General features: G+C 66.0%; 24 protein-coding genes and 1 pseudogene. 12 read left to right on the plus strand and 13 right to left on the minus strand.

Features of this window, described 5'->3' with window-relative positions:
* The first annotated feature begins 147 nt into the window (after nt 1-147).
* Together NDI79_RS13805 and NDI79_RS13810 are read left to right on the plus strand one after the other, a co-directional pair.
* Entirely contained in the window at nt 148-1359 is a 1212-nt protein-coding gene (locus NDI79_RS13805) for a carboxylate--amine ligase (RefSeq protein WP_310929105.1), read from the plus strand.
* Nucleotides 1356-2222: an FkbM family methyltransferase gene (locus NDI79_RS13810; RefSeq protein WP_310929106.1), complete on the plus strand. Its 867-nt coding sequence runs from the start codon at nt 1356-1358 to the stop codon at nt 2220-2222. Before NDI79_RS13805 ends, NDI79_RS13810 begins: the two co-directional genes overlap by 4 nt.
* A 25-nt stretch (nt 2223-2247) precedes the next feature.
* On the opposite strand, the gene NDI79_RS13815 is transcribed toward NDI79_RS13810, so the two are convergent.
* From NDI79_RS13815 to NDI79_RS13835, 5 genes are all read right to left on the minus strand, one after another.
* Nucleotides 2248-3252, minus strand: coding sequence for a GNAT family N-acetyltransferase (locus tag NDI79_RS13815; RefSeq protein ID WP_310929107.1), 1005 nt, complete (start codon nt 3250-3252; stop codon nt 2248-2250).
* A 63-nt stretch (nt 3253-3315) separates the two neighbouring features.
* Complete coding sequence (locus NDI79_RS13820; RefSeq protein ID WP_310929108.1) at nt 3316-4686, minus strand: nucleotide sugar dehydrogenase; 1371 nt, start codon at nt 4684-4686, stop codon at nt 3316-3318.
* On the minus strand, nt 4683-5675 hold the full coding sequence (locus NDI79_RS13825; protein WP_310929109.1) for a Gfo/Idh/MocA family oxidoreductase: 993 nt from the start codon (nt 5673-5675) through the stop codon (nt 4683-4685). The genes NDI79_RS13820 and NDI79_RS13825 overlap by 4 nt, the downstream gene beginning before the upstream one ends.
* Nucleotides 5672-6775, minus strand: a complete 1104-nt coding sequence (locus tag NDI79_RS13830; RefSeq protein ID WP_310929111.1) for a DegT/DnrJ/EryC1/StrS family aminotransferase — start codon at nt 6773-6775, stop codon at nt 5672-5674. Before NDI79_RS13830 ends, NDI79_RS13825 begins: the two co-directional genes overlap by 4 nt.
* Nucleotides 6772-7356, minus strand: coding sequence for an acyltransferase (locus tag NDI79_RS13835; protein ID WP_310929112.1), 585 nt, complete (start codon nt 7354-7356; stop codon nt 6772-6774). The genes NDI79_RS13830 and NDI79_RS13835 overlap by 4 nt, the downstream gene beginning before the upstream one ends.
* A 688-nt stretch (nt 7357-8044) precedes the next feature.
* Between NDI79_RS13835 and NDI79_RS13840 the strand changes: the two genes are divergently transcribed.
* From NDI79_RS13840 to NDI79_RS13855, 4 genes are all read left to right on the plus strand, one after another.
* Nucleotides 8045-8362 (plus strand): ArsR family transcriptional regulator, encoded by a 318-nt coding sequence (locus NDI79_RS13840; protein WP_310929113.1) that lies wholly within the window; start codon nt 8045-8047, stop codon nt 8360-8362.
* A 351-nt stretch (nt 8363-8713) separates the two neighbouring features.
* The gene (locus NDI79_RS13845) at nt 8714-9151 is read left to right on the plus strand and encodes a HalOD1 output domain-containing protein (protein WP_310929114.1); all 438 of its coding nucleotides are present in this window, start codon (nt 8714-8716) and stop codon (nt 9149-9151) included.
* A 753-nt stretch (nt 9152-9904) separates the two neighbouring features.
* Entirely contained in the window at nt 9905-11074 is a 1170-nt protein-coding gene (locus NDI79_RS13850; protein ID WP_310929116.1) for a right-handed parallel beta-helix repeat-containing protein, read from the plus strand.
* A 1117-nt stretch (nt 11075-12191) separates the two neighbouring features.
* A complete protein-coding gene (locus tag NDI79_RS13855; protein ID WP_310929118.1) occupies nt 12192-12614 on the plus strand; it encodes a universal stress protein in 423 nt (140 codons plus the stop codon).
* A gap of 45 nt (nt 12615-12659) precedes the next feature.
* On the opposite strand, the pseudogene phaC reads toward NDI79_RS13855, so the two are convergent.
* The 3 genes and pseudogenes from phaC to NDI79_RS13870 all read right to left on the minus strand — a co-directional run.
* Nucleotides 12660-13811, minus strand: a pseudogene (phaC, locus tag NDI79_RS13860) (class III poly(R)-hydroxyalkanoic acid synthase subunit PhaC); the annotation flags it as partial.
* Entirely contained in the window at nt 13808-14365 is a 558-nt protein-coding gene (locus NDI79_RS13865) for a poly(R)-hydroxyalkanoic acid synthase subunit PhaE (protein WP_310929119.1), read from the minus strand. The gene NDI79_RS13865 and the pseudogene phaC, both read right to left, overlap by 4 nt.
* Nucleotides 14366-14455: 90 nt before the next feature.
* Complete coding sequence (locus NDI79_RS13870; protein ID WP_310929120.1) at nt 14456-14902, minus strand: hypothetical protein; 447 nt, start codon at nt 14900-14902, stop codon at nt 14456-14458.
* A 236-nt stretch (nt 14903-15138) separates the two neighbouring features.
* On the opposite strand from NDI79_RS13870, the gene NDI79_RS13875 reads away from it, so the two are divergent.
* The 5 genes from NDI79_RS13875 to NDI79_RS13895 all read left to right on the plus strand — a co-directional run bounded on the left by NDI79_RS13875 (nt 15139) and on the right by NDI79_RS13895 (nt 18295).
* Complete coding sequence (locus tag NDI79_RS13875) at nt 15139-15822, plus strand: MaoC family dehydratase (RefSeq protein ID WP_310929121.1); 684 nt, start codon at nt 15139-15141, stop codon at nt 15820-15822.
* A gap of 131 nt (nt 15823-15953) precedes the next feature.
* Nucleotides 15954-16421 (plus strand): HTH domain-containing protein, encoded by a 468-nt coding sequence (locus tag NDI79_RS13880; RefSeq protein WP_310929122.1) that lies wholly within the window; start codon nt 15954-15956, stop codon nt 16419-16421.
* Between the two features lie 231 nt (nt 16422-16652).
* Nucleotides 16653-17396, plus strand: a complete 744-nt coding sequence (locus NDI79_RS13885) for a beta-ketoacyl-ACP reductase (RefSeq protein ID WP_310929123.1) — start codon at nt 16653-16655, stop codon at nt 17394-17396.
* Between the two features lie 91 nt (nt 17397-17487).
* Nucleotides 17488-17748, plus strand: coding sequence for a helix-turn-helix domain-containing protein (locus NDI79_RS13890; RefSeq protein ID WP_310929124.1), 261 nt, complete (start codon nt 17488-17490; stop codon nt 17746-17748).
* 127 nt (nt 17749-17875) lie between these two features.
* Entirely contained in the window at nt 17876-18295 is a 420-nt protein-coding gene (locus NDI79_RS13895; protein ID WP_310929125.1) for a universal stress protein, read from the plus strand.
* A gap of 94 nt (nt 18296-18389) precedes the next feature.
* Here NDI79_RS13895 and NDI79_RS13900 read toward each other — a convergent pair whose 3' ends face one another.
* Nucleotides 18390-18833 (minus strand): Hsp20/alpha crystallin family protein, encoded by a 444-nt coding sequence (locus NDI79_RS13900; protein ID WP_310929126.1) that lies wholly within the window; start codon nt 18831-18833, stop codon nt 18390-18392.
* A gap of 305 nt (nt 18834-19138) precedes the next feature.
* Here NDI79_RS13900 and NDI79_RS13905 point away from each other — a divergent pair, with 305 nt between their 5' ends.
* Nucleotides 19139-19582, plus strand: a complete 444-nt coding sequence (locus tag NDI79_RS13905) for a pyridoxamine 5'-phosphate oxidase family protein (RefSeq protein ID WP_310929127.1) — start codon at nt 19139-19141, stop codon at nt 19580-19582.
* A gap of 330 nt (nt 19583-19912) precedes the next feature.
* Here NDI79_RS13905 and NDI79_RS13910 read toward each other — a convergent pair whose 3' ends face one another.
* From NDI79_RS13910 to NDI79_RS13925, 4 genes are all read right to left on the minus strand, one after another.
* A complete protein-coding gene (locus NDI79_RS13910) occupies nt 19913-20368 on the minus strand; it encodes an LURP-one-related/scramblase family protein (RefSeq protein ID WP_310929128.1) in 456 nt (151 codons plus the stop codon).
* Between the two features lie 498 nt (nt 20369-20866).
* The gene (locus tag NDI79_RS13915) at nt 20867-21841 is read right to left on the minus strand and encodes a formylglycine-generating enzyme family protein (protein ID WP_310929129.1); all 975 of its coding nucleotides are present in this window, start codon (nt 21839-21841) and stop codon (nt 20867-20869) included.
* Between the two features lie 139 nt (nt 21842-21980).
* Nucleotides 21981-22148: a hypothetical protein gene (locus NDI79_RS13920; RefSeq protein ID WP_310929131.1), complete on the minus strand. Its 168-nt coding sequence runs from the start codon at nt 22146-22148 to the stop codon at nt 21981-21983.
* A gap of 147 nt (nt 22149-22295) precedes the next feature.
* Nucleotides 22296-23669: a TIGR00341 family protein gene (locus tag NDI79_RS13925; RefSeq protein ID WP_310929133.1), complete on the minus strand. Its 1374-nt coding sequence runs from the start codon at nt 23667-23669 to the stop codon at nt 22296-22298.
* Between the last annotated feature and the right edge of the window lie 57 nt (nt 23670-23726).

Genomic DNA, 23726 nt, shown 5'->3' on the forward strand with positions numbered 1-23726 from the left:
TTTACAAAGCGCTCGGTAGCCGAACCGGCGTCCAATGATACAGAGAGGCGGTGCTGTCGACTCGCGACCGTGCGGCGTACGTCGGCGGACGGACGGAACGAGGGACCCGCTTCGAGAGTACGTCTCGGAACGACCGGTCGTGGGACGATGACGAGCGGTACCGTCCTCGTTCTCGACAGTCAGGCGCAGAACGCGCTCGGGTTGATACGGACGCTGAGCGCCAAGGGGCTCTCCGTGACCGCCGGGGGGTACACGCGGTATCTGCCGGGTATGCTCTCGCGGCACTCGGCGGAGTCGTACGTCTATCCGGACCCGCTGACCGAGACGACCACGTTCGTCGACCACCTGGTCGACCACCTCGCGGCACACGAGTACGACGCGGTGTTCGCGGTGACGGACCTGACGACGCTGCTCCTCTCGAAGTACAGAGAGCGGCTCGAAGAGACGGGCACGGCCGTCGGCGCGGAGTCGTGGGACAGACACCTCGCGGCGAACGACAAGGGGCGACTGTTCGAGGCGATGGCGGACGTCGACGTGCCGACGCCGCGGACCCATACGCCGGCGTCGCTCGACGACGTCCGCGAACTCGACGAGCGGATAGACTACCCCGTGGTCGTCAAACCCCGTCGGACGACCTACGTGGACGACGACGGGCAGTGTTACACCCGGCGGCTCTCCGGCGACAACTACGTCGCGCCGGAGGAGAGTCTGACCGAGCGGTACGCGTCGCTCGTCGACGGCGACGCGGCGTTCGACGCGGACCCGCCGCTGGTTCAGGAGTACGTCGACGGCCTCGAAACGATGTGCACCGTCGGAATCGCCGACGAGGGGGAACTGCTGACCCACTTCCAACACAAGAAGTTCCGCGTCTACCCGCCCTCGGGCGGCGTCGGCGCGGTGCGGCAGGGCGTCCGCGAACCGCGGATGCGGACATACGCCGAACGCGTCGTCGAGGAGTTGGGGTGGACGGGTCCGCTCCACGTCGAGTTCATGAAGACGGCGGACGGCGACTTCTACCTGCTCGAGGTCAACGGGCGCTACTGGGGGTCGCTCGCGCTCACCATCAACAGCGGCGTCGACATCCCGTGGTACCACTACCAGCAGTTGACCGGCGAGACGCCCGACGTGGACCCGAACCTCCGGTACCGGACGGACGTCAAGCAGCGGAAGCTGTTCTACCAGGACATCCTCTGGCTCAACGAGAACCTCTCGCGGGGGAACGTCTCGGCGCTCGTCCCGTTCCTCACGTCGTTCTTCACGACGCGGGAGGAGTTCCTCGACCTGTTCGACCCGCTTCCCCTCCTCGGCGTTCTCCCGCGGACGGCGAAGATACTCGTCAACAGACAGGACCCGCGGTGACCCGCTCGCCGCTCGACTTCGGACGTGCCGGCGAGGACACGCTGACGGGGCGAGCGAAGCGGTTCGCCCGGGAGAGCTACTGGCGCGCGCGACTCGCCCCGTCCGGGTGGCGACACCGGGCCGAACTCGACGGCCTGTCGGCGGAGTTCCGGATGGCGACCCGCTGTGAGTTCCAGCGGGCGACGACGCTCGTCGGCGAGGGAGCGGTCATCAGCGCGTTGCTGTCGGAGTTGGACGGCGACGAGGTGGTGTGGGACGTGGGCGCGAACGTCGGGATGTACGCCTGTTTCGTCCTTCGAAAGCTAACTGGGGGAGCGGTCGTCTGTTTCGAGCCCGAACCGTCGAACGAGGCGCGACTCCGGACGAACCTCGCGGCCAACGGGCCAGAACGCCGGTGGCGGACGTCGACCCTCGCGCTGTCGGACCGGAGCGGTCCCGGTCGCCTCGCCTCCGAACGGCGGGAGGTCGGCGCTGGTCACCACTATCTCACGGACGGAGAGGGGGAGAGCGAGACGGAGGGGCAGGTCCTCCGCGTCGACTGCCGGCGCGGAGACGAACTCGCCGGCGGGGCGTTCCCGTCGCCGGACGTCGTCAAGATAGACGTGCAGGGCGCGGAACTGAACGTGCTGCGGGGAATGGGCGATGCGCTCGACGGCGTCGAGACGGCGTTCGTGGAGGTGCACGCGGAGAAGTGCCGCCGATACGGGACGACCGCCGAGGAGATAGAGGGCTACCTCCGGGACAGGGGGTTCTCGCTCGACTCGCTGGGCGAACCGACCTGGGACCGGCGCGGCGTCTACCACGTCCGCGCGCGCCGCGGAACGAACGCGGACGAGAACGGAAACGCGGAGACCGAGAGCTGAACGTGACTGAGACCGACCGCGCCGTTCAGCGGCTCACGACGCGGTAGGCGGCCTTCGCGAGGTCCATGCCGGCGCCGCCCGACTCGATGCGGTAGTACGGGACGAGTTCGCCGCCGAACTTCGATTTGTACCGGCAGAGGCGCTCGGTGTTCGCACCGAGCAGGTCGTACCGATGCACGGAGTCGAGTTCCGGGTCCTCGATGATGTCTTCGAGGATTCGCCACTGGAGCAGGCTGTTGACGCTGACGCCCTCGTAGTCGACGCGGGCGCCGCCCAACCAGTATATCGCCGCGTCGTTCGAGTAGAGGACGACGACGCCGTTGAGGAACTTCCCGTTCGGGCCGCGGGCGACGTACACGCGGCTTCGGTCGCCGACCCTCTCCAGCAGGTCGCGGACGTAGGGCCACGAGAACGCGAACGACTCGCCCTGTTCGTCGTACCGGTCCTCGACGTTCCGGTGGATGGTCTGCGCCGCGTCCATCCCCTCGACGCCGATGGTGAGGTCGAGTTCGTCGCGCTTTCGTATCTCCCGCCGGAGGCTCTTGCTGAACGACGACAGCAGTTCGTCGGCGGTGGTGTCCGAGAGCTCCAGTTCGTAGGTGAACTCGGGCGTGATCTGCATATCGCTCCACTGGTACGGTCGGGGGTCGAGGAAGTCCGTCGAGCAGACGAACCGGAGGAGCGTCCGCGAGGAGTCCACCGAGAGCCGTTCCAGCACCTCCTCGGTGAACTCGCGGTTCACCTTCTCCTGTTTCCGCTGCTTCGGGCTGTTCGGCGTCGCGATGGGACCGAGGTACGGGACGCCGAGCGCCGGTGGCGGCGAGAAGACGGCGCGCCCGACGGCGTTTCGTCTGACGAACACCGGAAGTAGCGCGACCGCTTGGCTCCCCTTGAACCCGCCGTACAGCCGCAGTTCGGCCGACGTGTGCTCGTCGAGGACGGTCAGCGCCTCCTCGGTGTGGAAGACGTCGAATCCCGAAGAGGGAAGCTTCTCCCCCCATTCGGACAGCGACAGCGTCTCTATCTCCATCGTCGGTCCTCCTTCGACCCGCGGCCGTCGGCTCCGGTCGTCCCGCGAAGTTTCTTCCGCATCTCAGTACCTCCCGAGCGTGTAGACGCGGTGAGTCGTCCCGTCGAGGTCGTACGCGTCCCGTCCGTCGACGACGACGAGGTCGTCGAACGCCGACCACTCGATGCGGTCGAACTCCTCGTGCGGCGTGACGACGACGACCGCGTCCAGGTCGAGCGAGGTCAGTTCGTCGATGGACGCGGGCGTCGCGCGGAGCCCCGGCATCTCGTCGAGCATCGGGTCCGCCGCGAACACCGTCGCCCCCGCGTCGTCGAGTTCGGCGGCGATGGGGTACGCCGGCGACTCGCGGGTCTCCTCGACGCCCGGTCGGTAGGTGACGCCGAGGACGAGGACCCGCGCGTCCGCGACCTCTCCGCCGGCCTCGCGCAGTTGCTCGCGCAGTTTCTCCACGGTGAACGCCGGCATCGACTCGTTCACCTCCCGAGCGGTCCGCACGAGTCGCGCATCCGGCGCGCGCGAGAGGAGGAACCGCGGATAGTACGGGATACAGTGACCGCCGACGCCCGGTCCCGGTCGGTGGATGTCGCAGACCGAGAGCGTGTTCGCGGCGTCGATGGCCTCCAGCGTATCGATGCCCAGTTCGCCGCTCGCCCTGGCTATCTCGTTCGCCAGGGCGATGTTCACGTCGCGGTAGACGCCCTCGAACACCTTCACGCACTCCGCCGTCGTCGCGTCCGAGACGGGAACAACCGCGTTCTCCGTGAGTTCCCCGTAGACGAGCGAGGCGACGCGGGTGCTCTCCGCGTCCGCACCGCCGACGACTTTCGGGTACGTCCCGCGGATGTCGGACAGCGCGGTTCCGCTCGCGGTCCGCTCCGGGCAGAACGCGAGGCCGAACTCCCCGAGGGAGAGGCCGCTCTCGGCCTCCAGCGTCGGGCGGACCACCTCCGAGCAGGTTCCGGGCGGGACCGTCGACTCGATGAGGACGACGTCGCCCGGGTCGAGACCGGTCCCGATGGCCGGTACGACCTGTTCGAGAGCCGTGAGGTCGGGGGAGCCGTCCTCGCGGATGACGGTGGGGACGATGACGACGTGGACGGACGCCTCCGACGCTGCGTCCGCCGCGTCAGTCGAAGCGGAGAGGGAGCCGTCGGCGACGGTCCGCTCCACCGCGTCGGCGAGTCCCGGCTCTCCGCGGACCGGGGATACCCCGTCGTTGATTCGCTCGACGACGTCCGGGTCGATGTCCACCCCGGTCACGTTCCCGGTCAGAGCCGCGAACGAGGCGGCTATCGGGAGTCCCATCTTCCCGAGACCGTAAACGGCGACGGGGACTTCTCCGGTGGTCAGCGCCTCGCTCTGCCGCACCGGCGAGACGGAGGCGTGATACAGCGATTCGATCGTCCGCGTCGTGTCTTCCGAGTTCGGATTCATTGGGTCTGTGTCGTCTCTCCGGCCGACTGCCGTCGGGTCGTCTGCTGGTCGATTCGAGTCGCGATTTCGAGCGCGCGCATCCCGTCTTCGCCGGAGACGACCGGCGTCTCACCCGTCTCGACGGCCTCGACGAACGCTTCGAGTTCGAAGCGAAGCGGTTCGCCCTGCACGACGTTCGGGTGTTCGACGATGCTCTCGTGGCGGTACCTGACGTCGCCGTTCCGTTCGATGTACTCCGGCACCGAGCGGCGGTGAATCTCCACCGACTGCGTGAGGTAGTCGATGTCGACCCAGCAGTCCTCGGCGTTTATCGAGAGGGTGCGGACCTTCTGCTGTGTGACCCTGCTTGCGGTCAGCGTCCCGATGAGGCCCGAGTCGAATTCGGCCGTCGCGGTGACGTAGCGGTCTTCGAGCGCGCTCGACGCCGACAGCGACGTTATCTCCCCCTCCGCGAGCGAGAGGAGCACGTCGATGTCGTGTATCATGAGGTCGTAAACGACGTTGTGCGTGATATCCCGGTCGACCGGCGGCCCGAGGCGGTGCGCGTCGATTGCGATGATGTCGAGGGACGAGGCGATGTCGCGCAGTGTGACGACGGCCGGGTTGAACCGCTCGATGTGTCCGACCTGTAGCGTCACGCCGGCGTCGTCGGCCCGTTCGACCAGGTCCCAGCCCCGGTCGATGTCGTCGACGAACGGCTTCTCGACGAGGAGGTGAACCCCTCGGTCGATCGCCTTCTCGGCGATGTCGTAGTGGTACTGCGTCGGCGCGGCGATGGACACGGCGTCCACCGCGTCCAGCAGGTCGTCGAGGGACATCGCCGCGACGCCGTGTTTCTCCGCGACCTCTCGGGCCTGCTTCTCGTCGGCGTCCGCGACGCCGACGAGCGTCGCCGAGGGTAGTTCCCGATACACGCGGGCGTGGTTCTGTCCCATCGAGCCGACCCCGACGACGCCGACCGTCGTGTCGGGCGTGTTGGTGTTCGTCATTGGTAATCTCGTAGCGCGTTCGCGACGCGTTCGGTCTCGCTGTCGGTCAATCCCGGATGAACCGGAAGCGAGAGTACCTCCTCTGCCGCGCGCTCCGCGACGGGGTACGTCTCGTCGGCGCGGTCGAAGGACGGTTCGCGGTGGATGGGCGTCGGGTAGTAGACGCCGGTGCCGATACCGCGCGACTCCAAGTGGGTGCGGAGCGCCGAGCGGTTCGGACAGCGGACGGTGTACTGGTGGTAGACGTGTCTGCGTCCGTAGGGTTCGACGGGCGAGACGGGTTCGGAGTCGGCGACGGCGGCGTCGAGTGTCGCCGCGTGGCGCCGCCTCGCCTCCGTGTAACCGTCGAGTTTGTCCAGTTGGACGCGTCCGATGGCCGCCGCGAGGTTCGTCAGGCGGAAGTTGTGCCCGAGTTCGGCGTGGGCCCCCTCCTCGTCGCGGCCGTGGTTCACGAATCGAGCGGCCCGTTCGGCGACGTTCTCGTCGTCGGTGACGACCATGCCGCCCTCGCCGGTGGTCATGTTCTTCGTCGGGTAGAACGAGAAGCACGCCGCGTCGCCGAACCTCCCGACGCGTTCGCCGTCGTACTCGGCGCCGTGCGCCTGGGCGGCGTCCTCGACGAGCGGTATCTCGTACTCGTCGGCGAGTTCGCGGAGTCGGCCGACGTCCGACGGCAGGCCGTACAGGTGGACCGCGAGGATGGCGTCGATTCCGTCCGCGTCCTCCCGAAGCGCCGTCTCGACCGACCGCGGGTCGAGGTTGTACGTCTCCGGATGTATATCCGCGAACACCGGCGTCGCGCCGCAGAAGCGGACGGCGTTCGCCGTCGCGACGAACGAGAACGGCGTCGTGAGGACGCGGTCGCCCGGTCCGATTCCGAGCGCTCGCAGGGCCGCGTGCAGCGCCGTCGTCCCGTTCGACGTGGCGACGCCTCGGTCGACGCCGCAGTACGACGCGAACTCGCTCTCGAACCGGCGAACCTCCGCTCCCGAGGCGAGCATGCCGGAGTCGAGGACGGAGGCGACCCGCTCTTTCTCCCGGTCGCCGATGTCGGGACTGGCGAACGGAACGCTCCCCTCGACGTCGACGTGGTCGCTCATGCGACCTCGTTCCCCCGCGCGAGTTTCGGCGGCAGGTCCCGGTGTACCGCGGGGGACCCCACCGCGAGGGTGTCCGGGGGGACGTCGTCGGTGACGACCGCTCCGGCCGCGACGAACGCTCGCTCTCCGACCGAGACGCCGGGAAGCAGCGTCGCGTTCGCGCCGATGGAGGCGTCGTCGGCGACGTTCGCTCCGTCCGGAACGTACTCGGCGCGGAGCGGATACGGGTCGTTCGTGACGACGGCGCCCGGGCCGACGAACACGTCGTCGCCGAGCGTCGTCCCGGCGGGGAGGTACGCGCGCGACTGGATGCTCACGCGCGACCCGACGTCGACGTCGCCGTCGAGAATAGCGTTCGTTCCCACGAGCACGTCGTCACCGAGCCGAGACCCCTCCCGGACGAGGGCGTTGTGACCGGTGGAGAACCTATCTCCGACGACCACGTCGGTGTAGACGACCGATCCGGATCTGACGACTGCGTCGTCGCCGAGCACCGTTTCGCCGAGCGATTCGTCGAGGAAGTGCCCCACGGTCGCCGATTCGGCGATGTGGCAGTTCGTCCCCATCGTGACGCCGCTCATCGCTCCCCGCGGGCCGAATGACTGCGGGTCTCGGTGCACCTAGTTACTGCGCTGGCTGACATTACGTCGTAGCAATACCCTCCGGGAATAATCGTAAATCGGAGACTTGATACGTTCTGTTCAGGCGGTCTGTTCAGATTCGCTGAGGCTACCGCCGAGACGACGGGAGCGCTCCGAACGCGTAGACGGGAATCCGAACTCGCTGACGGGCCCATTAATGCGTCTGACTCGTCGAACCGCGCTCGCGGAGCGAGGCGCGTTTCTCTCGACGCCCCTCCGGAAACGCCTCTAGAGCGCGCCCGACAACCGATTGTGTGACAACAATTCTCTATATCAGCCTAGCGAATAATTATCCGAGCGTGGATTCGATAGCGGGCGGAGGACATCCGAGAGAAGCTAAAAAGCCTAGTAATCTAATTTGGAAATATCGAAATAACATAAACAAAATGTCACTACCTCCTTGCATCGGAAAATTAATCTATGGCGGCGTTTATTACCGACCACAGATGAACGATGCGCCTATACCGAGTAGGGCCACCCTTCGTGTGCTTCCGGGACCTCGGAGACTCACCGCAGATCCACCACGGGTGGAGGCCCTCGATAGGCGTCGGGACCGACCGGAAACTGCGGGGCGGACTACGGTGGGGCCGCGAACCCGGTCGCTGCTCTCGGCGCGAAACGTCAATCAATGAACTCTACATCCGAAACGTCGAAGAACAGCGTCGAGTGGGACTCTGTCAGTTACATCATCAGTTCGCGGTACCGAATCGCGGTCCTCGAACGTCTCGCCTCCGGGCCCGCGACGCCGTCGCTCATCGCGGACCACGCGGACGACCATATGGCGCACATCTCGCGTGCGATAGGCGAACTGCGGGAGGAATCGCTGGTCGAACTCCTCGTCTCCGAGGACCGACGCAAGGGGCGAGTCTACGGGATGACAGAGCAGGCACAGGCGAGTTGGCAGGTCATCGAGGAACAGGACCTTCTGGACCGGCGCTATCAGTAGTTCGGAACCGGAAGCGGAGAGTTACGGCTTCACGCCGGCTCGCATCGGAGGAGACGCCTTTCCAGTATGCCACGTGCGGACCGATTCCAGTGACCTCGACAGCTATCGAATCCGTATCGAGCCGCGAAAGCGGCCGTCCCATACTCGACGGAGGGATTTTGTCACCAGTTGAAATACGTCTGACAGTATATGCTCGGTCCCGCTCGGGAACCGAAAACGAGACGCCGTCGTCGTTTTCGCAACCGTACTCGAATGAGGGATTTCGCCGGCGAGCGGTGGATGGCCGAACGCTCGATAGTACGGTTTATGGATACCTCACTCGAACCCGTGTATCGACGGAGATGACGCTGCATGACGGACACTAACGATACGATAGAGAGTCTGGTTCGACAAGCCTTCGCGGTGGACCTCGAAGCGGAGGTGGCGTTTCGTGAGGTTCTGTCCGCGGTCATCAGGGAAGCGAACGCGAACGACGTCGACGTTCGGGGTAGCTGGCCGATTCCCGACGACGATACCGCCGGTTGGGACGTCGAGGTGACGGACGTCTCCCCGACTTCGACGACGTTGCCGTACGATTCGGAGTTCCCCGCCATGGCGGTTTTGGAGGTTGTCGCCGACCGCGAGGGCGTCGACGTGACCGACCTCCCCGCCCTCCAAGACCAGTTCGACCTCCGAATCCTCGAAGCGCTGCACCGCTCCCCGGACGAGTCGAAACAGCGAGTCCAGTTCGAGTACTGCGGATACCGGGTCACCGTCTATCCGGACGATTCGGTAGTGATCGACGAGTAAACCTTCCTCGCTCCGGTGGCGCGACATCGGCGTCCCGGGCCGACTTGACGACTCTTCCAGCGGGTCGCCTCTTCGCATCTCGTCTCTTCTCGCCCCTGACCCCGCAGAAGCCAGCTCGAAAAGACACGATGTGATGCTATCGGCATCCCCTGGAAGCGCTGATAGAGACGTAACACGGCTGTGGGCGCCTTCTGAGTCTCGGTCGTCGGAAACCAATCCCGTATCGCGTTCTCTCGTCGATATAATCGCGTCGAGGTGGGAGATAACGGTAGCAATCTCTCCTACGTACTTGTATAGAGTTCGATATAGGCGCGAAGAACCCCGACGTCGGTCGGTCGTCCCCGAATTTCGCCGGTCCTCGACCGGACGAAGCAGGTCGCTCTGACGAATTATCTGTTACAGGTATAATTTTGTAACGGACCTACGCGCTCGTCTGAGAGTCCCGTGGGTGACACATACTGCCCTCGACGACGACAAATCACGATATTACTCAGGGAGTATTTCTTCCCGTCTGCTATCTTAATCCGCGATTGGTTCGGAGACTTATATCGTCTATCGACTGCGATGGTCGGCGATTATCAGGTTGAGGAGAAGTCCGTCCGTCAGCGTACTCAGTTAATCGGACGTGTGTGTCGTCTTACGTTGTTGCTAGCCAGTTCGTAATCATCGGAACCCATCTGGTCCTCGAACGGTACTCTATCGAATAAGTTCCCGTAATAAATAATAATCGTATCACGTGCTTTTCGCCGAGTGATGCCACGGAAGACATCCAACGAGCAGTGTACCGACGAGCGAGACAGCGGTGGCCGGACCGACGCGCTGAGCCGTCGGTCGTGGCTGAAGCTCTCCGGTATCGCGGTCACCGGCACCCTCTTCGGAAGCGGCGTGGCGGCGGCCCACGACACCGAGACGCCGTCGTCCGCGGAGGGGACGAGCGTCGACGCCGAAGACGAGGCGGGTGCGGACGGTTCCGCCACGACCGAGAGCGGGTCGGCTAACGCCGATGGGGCGAACCTCGGCGGCGGCGAGGGCTACCCGAACACGGTCCCCCAGTCGGCGGCCGACTACACGGCGGGGTCGTTCTCCGAACTGGAGAGCGCCCTCGGCGACGCCGCGGAGGGACAGACCGTCTACGTCACCGGCGAGATAAGCGTCGACTCGACTCTCACTGTCCCGTCCGGGGTTTCGCTCGCGTCGAACCGCGGCATCGACGGCGCCCAGAGCGGTGCGATCACTACGGACGAGGAGATAACGATGCTCGAAGTCGAGGGTGACAGTCGCATCACCGGCATTCGCATCGGCGGCCCCAACTCCGAGTACCAGGAGTGGGACGGCTACCCGGCGGGTGCGGGCATCGTCTCGAACGGCAGCGGCGTCGAAGTGGACAACTGCGAAATCCACGGCTTCGCCTACGCGGGTGTCAACGGTAGCAACGACGAACACGTTCACCACTGCGACATCCACAACAACCCCCAGGACGGTCTGGGTTACGGCGTCGACTGCACGGGCGGCGACCAGACCATCGAGTACTGCACGTTCAACTACAATCGTCACAGCGTCGCCAGCAGCGGCAGCGGTAGCTACACCGTCCGAAACAACCACTTCGGCCCCGAGACGGTCGACCACGTCATCGACGTCCACCCGCCCGGCGGCGAGACCATCATCATCGAGAACAACACGGTCGAGGCGACAGAACACGTCCAGGACGGCGGCGAAACCGAAGCCGTCTACATCCGCGGCGACGTCGGCGAAGAGGGCGTCATCCGGAACAACTGGTTCTACGGGAGCGACCCGAGCGACGGCGGCGACCCCGGCGAAGCGGTCCGGACGGCGCTGTCCTCGTGGGACGAGGCCAACGTCACCCTCGAAAACAACGCCTACGGGTCCGGCGAACCGAACGGGGACGCCGGCGCGCCCCGTTGAGTTCGAATCCGCTCTCGCGAGCCGAAACAACGTCTACGCGACCGAGATGAGGGCACCGTCCGGTCCGGCGAGGCGTCGGACCCCCTCGCCGGGAACCGGGTCACCCCGCTCTCATCGCCGTCCCCCGTGTGCCAGCGGATAGCTTGAACCCCCATTTTTGGAGCCGGGAACCACGGATACGCCGTGGGAACCGTCTCTCACCTGAACCGACGAGCCGTACCGCTCTCGTGACGAATCGCAGCCACGGTTCGACGCTGCCGCACGAACGGTTCGGTACGACCGTTCGCAGTCGAAACTCCGCCGTCGATGAACGAGTTCTGAGTCGTGGGGTGTTCTCGGGTCGACCGGCGAGGCACGTAGAGCGGCGGAACCGCAGCGCCCGGGTAGGTGAGAACTGCGGTCCGCCCCCCCCATGCTCTCCTCTCACCGTCGGTCCACCGGCGGCCGAGGGGTCGACGTTGGAGTGGGGCCTGACACCGCTCGCCGGTGGACGCGATGAGATACGTCGGTGCGGAGTGTGAGTGTATCCCTTGGTTCGTGATGTAGGCTAAGTAGTCGCCGGCTGTCGGTCCGGGGCGCTCTCGTCGTCGACTCCGTCGCGACGGGGCGTTCGGAGAGCACGCGCTGGCGGATTACAGCGGCCTCTCGACCCGAGAAGGCGGTCGTCGCCGGGGGAGCGGCGACGCCTCCGACCGCGTGTTCATGAGTGTACGTCTCTGCGCCTCCGCGGAGTTCGAGGCTGAGGCGGCCGCGGCCGTCCCGTCCGTAGAACGGCCGCGGCCCGTCTCGCCGCGCTCACCGTCGGCGCCCACCGACGGACGAAATGCCGAAGATGTGAGCTCCGGAGGAGTGCTCCGGAGACCGTCGGTAGGCGTTCGAACAGTAGACCGGGCGGTGGATTGGGTGAACTGCTTCGATGGCGAAACAGTCTAAGTGGCTCCGAGCCTCCTCGCTCCCGACGGAACCGCGCGACCGGGCCGTCCGACGACGACCAACTCGGGTACCGTAATCGTCTCCCGCCCGCGGACAACAGCCGACCTCCGCTCGCCTCTCACACTCACTCGTACCGAACGACACCGGGATTTACTACCGAACGTGCCCTTCGGTACGAACGACGATGCCAGAGTCCATTCTCATCCCGATAGACGGTAGCAAAGGCGCGCGACGCGGCGCGACGCACGCGCTCGAACTCGCGTCGGCGAACGCCGCCGACGTTCACCTTCTGTTCGTCGTCGAGGACAGGATTCACGGGGGAACGCCCGCACTCAGCACCGAGGAACTCTACCTCGAAACCGTCGAGCGGAACGCCGAGCGGCGTCTCGCCGCCGTCTCCGCGCAGGCGCGGGAACGGGGCGTCGAGGCGACGGTCGTCTGCCGGAGGGGGAATCCGTGCGACATCATCCCCTCGTACGCCCGAGAGCACGGCATCGACACCATCGTCATGGGGCGTCACGGCGCGGTCTCCGGCCGACGGAACCACCACCGAGCGTGCATCGATGTCGTGTCGAACACGTCGGACGTCCCGGTCGTCACCGTTTGAACCCCGTCTCTCTCCGACTCTCCCTTCGACGGGGTCAGGTCATTCCTCGTCGTCTTCGTCCGCTCCGTTCTCGGTGCCTCCCGCCTCGTCTCCGAGGCCGCCCTCTGCACCGTCGACGTCGGAGCGCGCCGCGAACCACTCGCACACTCGGGGCCACAGCTCCGAGTGCGATCTCTTGGAGACGGAGAGTCCGATGTGGCCGGTCGGGAACTCGAACACCGAGACGTCGTCGCTGGCGACGACGTCGTTGAACGGCACGCTCGACTCCGACGGGATGAGGTTGTCGTACTCGCCGACGATCTGGAGCACCGGCATGTCGATTCGGCCGATATCGACCGCTTTCTCGCCCAGACGCAGTTCGTTTCGCGCCAGTTTGTTCTCCTGATAGATGTCCTCGATGAACTGGTCGTACGTCCGCCCGGCGACGTCGATACCCTCGCTCAGCCATCGCTCCATCCGGGCGAAGTTCTCGACGAACTCCTCGTCTTCGAGGTTCTCGTAGAGGCGGAGGTACTTCGTGACGAAGTTGTCGACGGGGTCCATCGTGGCGAATCCGACGTCGAGGAACGTCGCGGGGACGTTGCCGAACGTGTCGGTCACCGCCGACGGGTCGTAGTGTTCCTCGCTCCCCCATCGTTCCAGCACGCCGCCGGTCTCGTCGAAGTAGAGCCCGGCGGCCATCAACGCCAGATTTCGGACTTTCTCGGGGTGAATCCCGGCGTACATCGCGCTCATCGTGCCCCCCATGCAGTAGCCGAGGAGGTTGACCGCGTCCTGCCCCGAGCGCTCGCGCACCGCGTCGACGCAGTTGTCCATGTAGCGGTCGACGTAATCCGCGAGCGAGAGGTGGGCGTCCAGCGTCGAGGGCTCCCCCCAGTCGATGAGGTAGACGTCGAACCCCTCCTCGAGGAGCGTTCGCACCACGCTCCGGTCCGGTTGCAGGTCGAGCACGAACGGTTTGTTGATGAGCGCGTAGACGACGAGAATCGGCACGTCGTACTGTCGCTCGGTTCGGGGTTCGTAATGCCGCAGTCGGAGCTTGTTCTCCTCGTAGACCACCTCGTTCGGCGTCTCTCCGACGTCGACCGTCGCCATCTCTCCGGGACGCTCGAAGAGCGCTTCGGACTTCCGGGAGAGGTCCGTCGCGCGCTCGAATCCCCGACGCTGCAGGTCCAGCGCTCGGACGATCGGATTCATGCGTCTCGGTCGTCGATGAGCCTGTCTAACTTCGATTCGATGGCGTGCTGTCGGCGCTCCAGTTCGACGAGTCGTTCGCCCACCTCGCGGACGTCGTCCCGCGTCGCGAACCCGAACGTCTGCAACGTCATCGCCACGCTGTCGGCGAACTCGCGTTGCAACCGCATCGTCTCCTCGACGTTCCGACCCGTCATCCCGGCGAAGGCGGACGTGCTCGTCACCTGCTTGAACGACTCGTTCGCCGCGTTGAGCCAGATGTCACGGAAGTCCTCGGGGTCGACGTCCTCTCCTTCGAGCGAGTCGCTGACCCGTTCTAACGCGTCCTCCATCGCCGTCGCCCAGGTCACGTACATCCGCGTGTACGCCTCGATGCTCTCCTCGACCGCCTCGGCGGAACTCCCCGTCGACCCCTCGACGGCGTCGAACCACGAACGCGCGAAGGCGGTTTGCGCCTCGGCGGTCCGCCGGAACGAGGCGGTGAACGCCTCGTTGGACTCTTCGAGGAACTCCGACCACGGTCCTGCAAACGTGCTCCACTGGTTCGATTCGGACATGCTATTTGGTTGTGTCAGCGTCGTATTGAACGTTGTCCGCGCGGCTTCGCAGACGACACCCGCGTCCGCGCGACCGTCCGGGGGCGACGCTCATCCCCGTCGTTCGAATCCGTCGAGCGTTCGGGCGTACGTGTCGAACGAGTCGTCGACCAACGAGACGTACTCCGCGAGCAGTTGCTCGTACAACTCCGCGTTGCCCTCCACGCCCGCCCGAACCGCCTCCCACGTTCGGTCGGTGAGTTCGTGCGCCGCCTCGGTCTGCCGGTCGACGAGGGTGTGTAGCCCCTCGAACGCAGCCGAATCCGTCGGGACGCTCGCCTCCACCGCGTCGAGGTACGCTTCGACCGCCGTCCGTCCGACGTCGACCTCTTTGTTCTGAAGGGACTGCTGTGCGTCCAGACGCGCGGGTGCCGTCCGCAGCGAGTGTCGCTGGAACTCGGCGTTCAGGTGTACGAGACTCCGCATCTGCTCTGCGACCCGACGCTGCGCGTCGAGATACCCGGTGAACGGGTTTCCGGCGTCGTCGACGCCGCTCATTCGGACCACCGTCCGTCGAGCCCCGCACGGGGACCTCTCGCGGTCGATATCGATCGCTGTCGTATCGGTTCGTTCGTCTCGCTCATCTCGTCCGCGTGTCTCCCTGAACGTACATAAAACTGGCCCGGCGAGCGAACGCCGGGGAGGGGCGCGGCCGGCCGCTCTTCCGCTCTCGGTCCGCTTCGGTCGACGGGAGCACCGCAAGAGGCATACGGTGTGCGACGCGTTACTCCGACATGGGAGACGGAGAACTGACTCCGGAGAGACGGTGGCTCCACGAGACGGTCGAGGCGTGGGCCGCGGCGATGGGACACGCGACGAACGCCCTGGCGGAGACGAACCGCGCCGTTCTCTCCGCTTACGGTCTCACCGACGAGCGGAGCGGTACCGATGTCACTACCGACGCTGTCGCCGCGACCGCGTCCGAGCGGAACGCGTCGGGGTCGCGGCCGGACGCGGCGGCCGCGGAGTTCGCCGGGACCGACCTGTCCGACTGGCGAGTCGAGCGCGATATCGACGACCCCGCGACGCTCGGCGTCGGCAACAGCGTCCGGTTCTCGAAGCGACTCGACGAGGCCGACGTGACCGCGTTCGCGCGGGCCAGCGGGGACACGAACCCGCTCCACCTCGACGACGAGTTCGCCGGACGGACGCGGTTCGGTCGGCGAATCGTCCACGGTACGCTCGTCTCCGGACTCGTCAGCGCCGCGCTCGCTCGGCTTCCCGGGCTGGTTATCTACGTCTCACAGGACGTGACGTTCCTCGAACCGGTCGACGTGGGGCAGCGATTGACGGCCGTCGTCACCGTCGTCGAGGAGGTGTCGCGGGACCGCTACCGCCTGTCGACCGACGTCGTCGACGCCGAGGGGGACTCGGTTCTCGAGGGCGAAGCGGTGGTCGTCGTCGACCCGCTCCCGTGACCGAGCGGTTCGCCGAGACGCGCCGCTCGGACGAGCGACGGGAGCGGAGAGGGCGCGACCCGGAGCCTACAGTTAAGTACGATGCGATTGTACCTCCGTGCGAGCGGTTCACAGGCCGAGCGACATCAACCATGAACTCCGAATCGTTACCGAACCGGTCGGTGAAGCTGTTCCTGCGTGCGGACCACGATTTCGGTCGTGAGAGCCCACAGCAGCGAATCGTCGAGCAACTGTCGGCGCTCGAAGCGAACGGCGAACTCGACGACTACGAGGTCGTCGTCTGGGGTCGAGAACTCCGCTTGGACGGGCCGCTGACGGAGACTGACTACTACCGGCGCGTCGTGGACCACGTCGAGGAGTTCGAGGCGTGGGCGGCCGGGACCGACGTTTCCGTCGAGTACCTGTTCCGTCGTCGTCGAGTGGAGTCGGCGTTCGTCGACGAGACGTACGACCTCCTCTCGCTTCCGGTCGCCCTCCTCGCCATCTACCGCGACGGCGACGTGGCGCAGGTGTACCCCTGCAAGCGGACCGACGGTCCGCGTCCGATCACGGAGTTCGCGAAACATTTCGAGTCGATTCTCACGTTGTCACCCACCTGAACATTCGCCGGTATCGAGAACTCCGTCACGGTCCTAACACGTCGAATTTCGCGACTCTCCGTCCCGATACCGAGGTGTCGGGAAAGATTCATACGGCACTCCGTGCATCGTCCTCCCACGGATATCAGTCGAGGTCGGTCGCCACGGTCGAGAGAGCGGCGTCGCCGCCGCATCGAAGCGGCGTAGTCGCCCCAGTCCGTGGCTCCGCCCGTCGACGTCCGCACGAACACAATGTCACAACACGAACGAACCTGTCTGGTAACCGGCGCCTCGAGAGGCATCGGCCGAGGTATCGCCGAGCGACTCGCCCGCGAGGAGATGAACGTCGTGGTCAACTACTGCTCCTCGGAGACGGCGGCGTACGACGTCGTCGACGAGATAGAGGCGGCCGACGGAACCGCCGCCGCCATCCGAGCGGACGTCTCCGACCGAGAGGAGGTCCGGCGGATGTCCGAGCGAATCGACCGCACGTTCGGTCCGATCGACGTTCTGGTGAACAACGCGGGCGTCACCGCGGACCGGACCTTCGAGAAGATGACCCGCGAGGAGTGGGACCGGGTCGTCGACGTGAACCTCGGCGGCGTGTTCAACTGTACGAAGGCGTTCTACGACGACGTCCGGCGCTCCGAGCAGGGACGGATCGTCAACATCTCCAGCGTCGTCGGCCAGCAGGGCAACTACGGCCAGTCGAACTACGCGACGACCAAGAGCGGCCTGTTCGGGTTCACCCGCACGCTCGCGCTGGAACTCGCGGACAGCGGAGCGACGGTCAACTGCGTCGCCCCGGGATTCACCGAGACGGACATGCTCGCGCAGGTGAGCGACCGCGTCAGGGGGAAGATTCGCAAGCGAATCCCGCTCGACCGGTTCGCCGAAACCGACGACATCGCGGGGATGGTCGCCTTCCTCGCCGACGAGGAGTCGAGCTACATGACCGGGCAAGTCGTCGGAATCAACGGGGGGATGGAGTGGTGACGTTCGACCGCCCGTCCCCGGCGCGCGCGAGAACCGATGTCGCTCGAACCGCCCGAACGACGCGGTCCGCTCGACAGCCACCCGCAACCACATGACTGATCGAGACACCTCGTCCGAAACCCAGCGGACGGACGACGCGCCCCCTCGACGGGACCCGACTCTCCCGGCGGAGTTGCGGTCCGCCGAGACGAAACTCGTCTACCTCTACGTTCGCCAAACCGGCGGGTGTACCCCGGCGGAACTGTGCGAATCGCTCCAGTTGACGAAGCTCTCGGTGCTTCCCCTCCTCCGGTCGCTCCGGGAACGGGAACTTGTCCGGAGAGAGGCGGACCGGTACGTCCCCGACGACTGAACGCTCCCGTATCGGCTCCTCTCTCGGCGTCTCAGCCGGTTCGACGATGCGTCTTTCCGAGGTCGAGCGGTGGGGGAGTCGACAGTACTGTTATGCCCGTCGACCGCGACCACTCCCCTGAAGCACGATGTACGAGACGATTCTCCTCCCCGTCGACGGGAGCGACCCCTCGAACAGAGCAGTCGAACACGCGCTCGAAATCGCCGAGCGCTTCGCCGCGACCGTCCACGCGGTTCACGTCGTCGACACGCGCCGCTACGGCGAGCCGACGCTGAGCAGCACGGAACTCGTCCTCGACGAACTCGAAGACCGCGGGCACGACCTGCTCGAAGAGCTAGCCGACCGAGCGGACAACAGCGGTATCGCCGTCGAAAAACAAGTCTGTCACGGCGACCCGGCGACCGAGATAATCTCGCACGCCGACGCGGTCGACGCCGACATCATCGTTCTGGGTAGCCGCGGAACGAGCCATCAGCGGACGACTCACCTCGGGAGCGTGGCGGACCGAGTGGTCCGACGGGCGGGCCGACCCGTGTTGACGACGTGAGGAACCCGACCCCGCGACCGCCCCGGTCCCGCACGGATGCGAGCGTCGCTCGAAGCGGTCCGACGCGCCGACGAAAAAAAGCCGCCGCTCGCGTTCACTCGATGTCTATCGTGCGGGGCTCCTCGGCCTCGGTTTTCGGGAGCGTGACGGTCAGCACGCCGTTGTTCATCCGCGCGTCGACGCTCCCCTTGTCGACTTCGTCGGGGAGCCGTATCGAACGCTGCACCGACTCGTTCCGTCGTTCGTGTCGGAGATACCGTTCCGCGGTCTCCTCGAACTCCTCCTCGCGTCGGGCCCCGATACGGAGCGTGTGGTCCGTGACCTGCACGGTGACGTCGTCGCCCTCGAACCCGGGCAGGTCGACGGTGACGACGAACTCGCCGTCGTGGTCGACGACGTCGACGGCCGTCGACCCGGCCTCGGCCCACTGCGCGAACGGGTTGTCCGTCTGCCACCGATGCGATACGTCGCCGAACTGCCGGTTCATTCGGTCGAAGAAGCGTTCCAACTCCTCGAAGGGGTTGCCGCGTGCGCTCATCGTCTCACCTCGGCGGTAGTACAGCGACAGCCAGCAAATATCCTGCGGTCGTACGCTCCACGAGAGGTCGCTCTCTCAGCGGGGCCGGAAATCGCCGGGGTTCGCCGCTCACGAGGTGGTGACGGTGACTGTCCCCCGGCGAAGCGCGTCATCGTCGGCCATGGCACTTAGCGACCGAACTTCGGTCACCAACCAGCTTATTACAGTCTTACTCTTGTAATGGAAGTCCTCGGACGGCGGAATTTGACTCCGACCGAATGATGTCCTCCCAAGCCGTTTTCTCCCGCCACCGCGTTGTCGTCCGTATGGAGAACCTCCGCTGGACGGAGTTGAGCGTGGACGAGCGCAACGAACTGCTGTCTCGAGGGGGAATCGGGGCGCTCTCGTTCTCGACTCCTCTCGAAGAACCGCCGGTGCTGCTGCCCGTCTCGTACGGGTACGACGCGGACACGACCAGTTTCTACTTCCGGCTCGCGTTTCCGGCCGACAGTCGGAAGACCGATGCCGTCGACGGACCGGTAGCGTTCACCACCTACGCCGAGACCGACGCGGGGTGGCGGAGCGTCGTCGCACGGGGGCATCTCGAAGAGGTGACCGACATGCCGTACGAGTCCAGCGCCGTACAGGGTATGTGGGCGGTGCGAATCCCGATGGTGGACCTCTTCGACCGGCCCCCGGAGGACGTCGCGTTTCGCTACTTCCGGCTCCGACCGGATTCGCTGACCGGGCGGAAGGAGGTCCGCGGCTGAGCGGACGCCGCGCGGCACGGCTTCCTGTGAGTTAGCACTCGCTTCTACGCGGTTGTGCTGAGACCGACCTGGTCTGTGCGTACCTGCAACCGTCTCTCCGAATAGACGTCGACACGAACGGTCCGTCTCGCCTACTGTGGAACGTCCGAGTCGGTCGTTTTCTCCCGCTCGGAGAGCGCCTCGCCGACCTTTCTTTCGACCGAACGCGCGACGGTCCGCCGCGATACCTCTCCGCTATGGAACCGGTATCGTCCGCGGACGGCGCTCGTTGCGAGGACACCGCATCGCGGTTCGACGGGGGAGACGAGACGCTTCGTCCGTCTCTCGGCGTCAGATCGCGTCGATGGCCGCCGCAACGGCGAGGACGAACGCGTCGTCTTCCCCGGAGACCACCTCGACTCCGTAGGTGTCCCGAACGCGGAACCAGCGCTTCGACACCACGGCGACGGGCGTGCCCTGTCGCGCGATGGTGTACTCGTGGTCGACGACGTTACCCTGTACGTGTAACGGCGGTCCGTCCGCGACCGTGACCTCGAAGCGGTCTCGAAGCGGCGTCACGAGGGCCTTCTTGACGGTCGCGACGGTCCGCCCGTCCCGTTCGATCACCATCGTGTCCCTGGCTCGGAAAACGCGCTCCTGAACGCGGTAGAGGAGGCGCCCGTCCGTGCTTCGGATTTGAATCGTGTTTCGCGCCCTGAGCGCCTTCCCGTCGACTTTGTACGCGGGCCTCCCGTCACCCGTCTCGATGACGAAGTCGTCCCCGAAAGCGATGAGTCGCTCGCGCATGCGGTACCGCGCTGGCGTCGACCGGGCGTCCGCTCCGCCCCTCCTGCGCTCCTTTCGCGCCTGTCGTCGCTCACGGCGTCTCGTCGGACTCATCGCTCCGTCCCCGTCGGGTTCTTCCCGCGATTCGATTCGCCGACCGTGTCCGTCCGACTGTTCGATGTCATGTTTCTCGGCTCCCGTGACGCGGCCCGACCCCGAACCTCCGCGCTGACGCATCGCACGCGTTGCACGCGTCCGCCGGAGTGCGAGGGAGAGTCGGTCCGCGTCGTCGCGTCCGGCGTCGGTCAAGAACGCTCCCGGAGGGAAGTCGGAGTGCGGAGTCGTTCTCTCTCGCCCTCCGCTCTTCCGTACCGCTCCGACCGACCGCCGTACTCGACACGTAACTGTTCGACCGATTTCGTAATAATACTAGCCGTTGAGCGGGTCGTGCGGACGTCTCGCCGGGGCAACGTCGCGAATGCATCCCCTGCTCTCGTCCGCTCCGCGGGGGAGGCAGAATCAGCGGCTACCCGCGGAGACGGCGCAGCGAAAGCCCACGTGCGTCGTCGAGGTGTCGACGGGCTCAGGATACCGCGCGGCCGGCCGGTACCTGACGCAGTAGTTCGGGGCGCAGAGGTGCGACCCGCCCTTCAGCACTTTCCGGGGTATTCGACTCGGGTCTCTCCGGTCTATGCTCTCCTCTCTGGTGCCGCCGCGGGGGTTTTTGGGCGTGCAGCAGGCGGGCGTCTCGTCCCCGCCGTCGCGGGCGCGGAACCAGTCGTCGGTCCACTCCCAGACGTTGCCGATGGCGTCGTAGAGACCGCACCCGTTCGCCGGAAACGCGCCGACCGGCGACGTTCGAACGTATCCGTCCGCTTCGGTGTTCTGCCAGGGGAACGTTCCCTGCCACGTGTTGGCCATCGGTTCCCCGTCCGGCATGAACTCGTCGCCCCACGCGAACTCCGCTCCCTCGAGTCCGCCGCGCGACGCTCGCTCGTGTTCGGCCTCCGTCGGCAGGCGCTTGCCGGCCCACTCGGCGTAGGCCTCGGCGTCCTCGTGCGCGACGTGAACGACCGGATGGTCCGAGCGGTCCGAGACGTCGTCGCCGGGTCCGAGCGGCCGCCGCCAGTTCGCCCCCGGGACGTACTCCCACCAACCGCTCGGGTCGGTGAGAGCGACCGGTCCGTCGGGCGGCACGAACACGGCCGACCCGGGTACCAGCGCCTCCGGGTCCGCGCCCGGGTAGTTCTCCGGGTCGGGGTCCCGTTCGGCGAGCGTGACGTATCCGGTGTCCTCGACGAACTCGCGGAACGCCGCGTTCGTCACCGGCGTCCTGTCGACCCAGAACCCGTCGACTTCGACCCTCCGAGTCGGCCCCTCCTCGGGATAGTGGTCGTCCGAACCCATGGTGAAGGTCCCGCCGGGCACCCACACCACGTCGTCGTGCGGTGGGTCGGTCGGTGCGTCCGTCCGCGGTGAACTCTCGTGGCTCATGGTTGATCAGTCGCCGCTATTTCGCCTTCGCGGGACGTAGCGGCTTTCAGGGCGTGGATACAGCAGCGTCCGACTTAATCGTTGTTCGTCGGCGACGGCCGTGACTTCGGAGGGCGTCGCACGGGGCCGTTCCCGACTCCTAATCGAGTATTTCGATCCGTATCTCGTGGCGTTCGTCGGTTCGGTGGCCGCAGAACGGGCAGAACTCGTAGTAGTGAGCCCCCGATTTCGCGTTGTACCCCTCGGTCCGGTCGCACTGGATGCGGGTCTTCGCGCGCGGGGCGGTCGTCGATGCGTGTTTTGGCATACCACGACTTCGTCGGTGGAGGGATACCACGTCGGTTACCGTCGGTAATTGCCTCTAATCGTGACATTCGCACGTGTTTATATTCCTACACCCTCAACTTTCGGTCCCGCTCTCGCGTCGGTATCCCCGCGATGCGGCCGTCTACCGTCACGTCGGCGCGCCGCGGGCGTAGTCGCGGCTCGTCGGTTCGCCGCTCGCGGGCGCCTGCCCTCCGAACGGCGGGGTCGGGTCCTCCCGCTCCGACACCTGCGTTTCGATGAAGCCGACGCGGACGACCACGTCCCGACCCAGCCGTTCGGTCAAATCGTCGTCGAACCGCTGAGCCAGGTCCGGCGGAGCCTCCAAATCGCGCGGAATCCCGACCAAGACGTCCACCTGCGGTTCGTTCCCGAGCAGTATGTCGACGGGTTCGTAGTCGACGCCGACGCTGACGAGTTCGACGCCCCCGACGTCCGCTTCGTCGAACACCTCCCGGAGTTCCGCCTCGGTCTGTTGCTCGAACGACTGCGTCTGGAACGTCGTCCAGGTGACGCCGCCGAGTACGATGGAGAGGACGGCGATGGCGACGGCGATGACGACGACGCGGGAGAACACTGACGCCCGGACTCCCTCGAACGTCCCCGCCTCCAGCGGCTTGAACCCGGACAGATAGAAGAGGATGAGCGCCGAGAGGTTGATGGCGAGGAGGTTCACGAGGACGAGGATGGCGGCCGCGACGGCGACGCCGGGGAGTCCGAAGGCGATTCCCAGCCCCGACGTCGCCGCCGGGGGAACGAGTGCGACGGCGATGGCGACGCCGACCAGCGTCGACCCCGACCCGCGCATGATGCTGATGGACCCGGCGAGCCCCGACCCGAGCGCCAGAAACAGCGACAGGAAGTTCGGCCCCGTCCGCTCTGCGACCTGTGGAATCGTCCGGATGTCGAGTCCGGGAGCGATGAGGATGGTCTGCTGCATCAGCCACCCCATGATCGCCGCGGTCGCGATGGCGGCGAGCAGGCCCGTCACCTGAAGCTTGACCCCCCGAGACGCCATTTTCGGCTCGTCGAGGACGGTTCCGACGCTGGCGGAGATGGCCGGTCCCATCAGCGGGGCGACGACCATGGCCCCGATGATAGTCGCCGCCGAGTCGAGCAGGAGTCCCGTGGTCGCGATGATCGTACTCAAAATCAGGAAGGCGAAGAAGGTGGAGTTCGCGGGCGCGAGGTCCTGCGCCCGAGCGTACAGTTCCTCGCGGGAGATGCGGAGACCGGGGAATCGCTCGACCAGGGCGGAGAGACGCTCCGACACCACCGTCTCCGTCGGGAGCACGATAGTGTAGGCGTCGTCGCGAACGCCCGCCGCCGTCAGTCGCTCCAGCACCGTCTCGACGCCGCTCGGGGGCACGGGAAACTGGACCATCGCCTCGAAATCTCCGCGTCCGACCTCCTCGAAAACGGCGTAGTCGATACCCTGCTCGTCGAGGGCCGCGAGCACGCTGTCTCGGGTACCCTCGGGTATCAGCACCTGTACGAGACGCATAGGGCGGAATACAACACACGAGAATATAAATCGTGAGCGTCGACCGATGGGAGCGCC

Origin of the sequence: Halogeometricum sp. S3BR5-2 (assembly GCF_031624635.1) — an archaeon.
Taxonomy (GTDB): Archaea; Halobacteriota; Halobacteria; order Halobacteriales; family Haloferacaceae; genus Halogeometricum; species Halogeometricum luteum.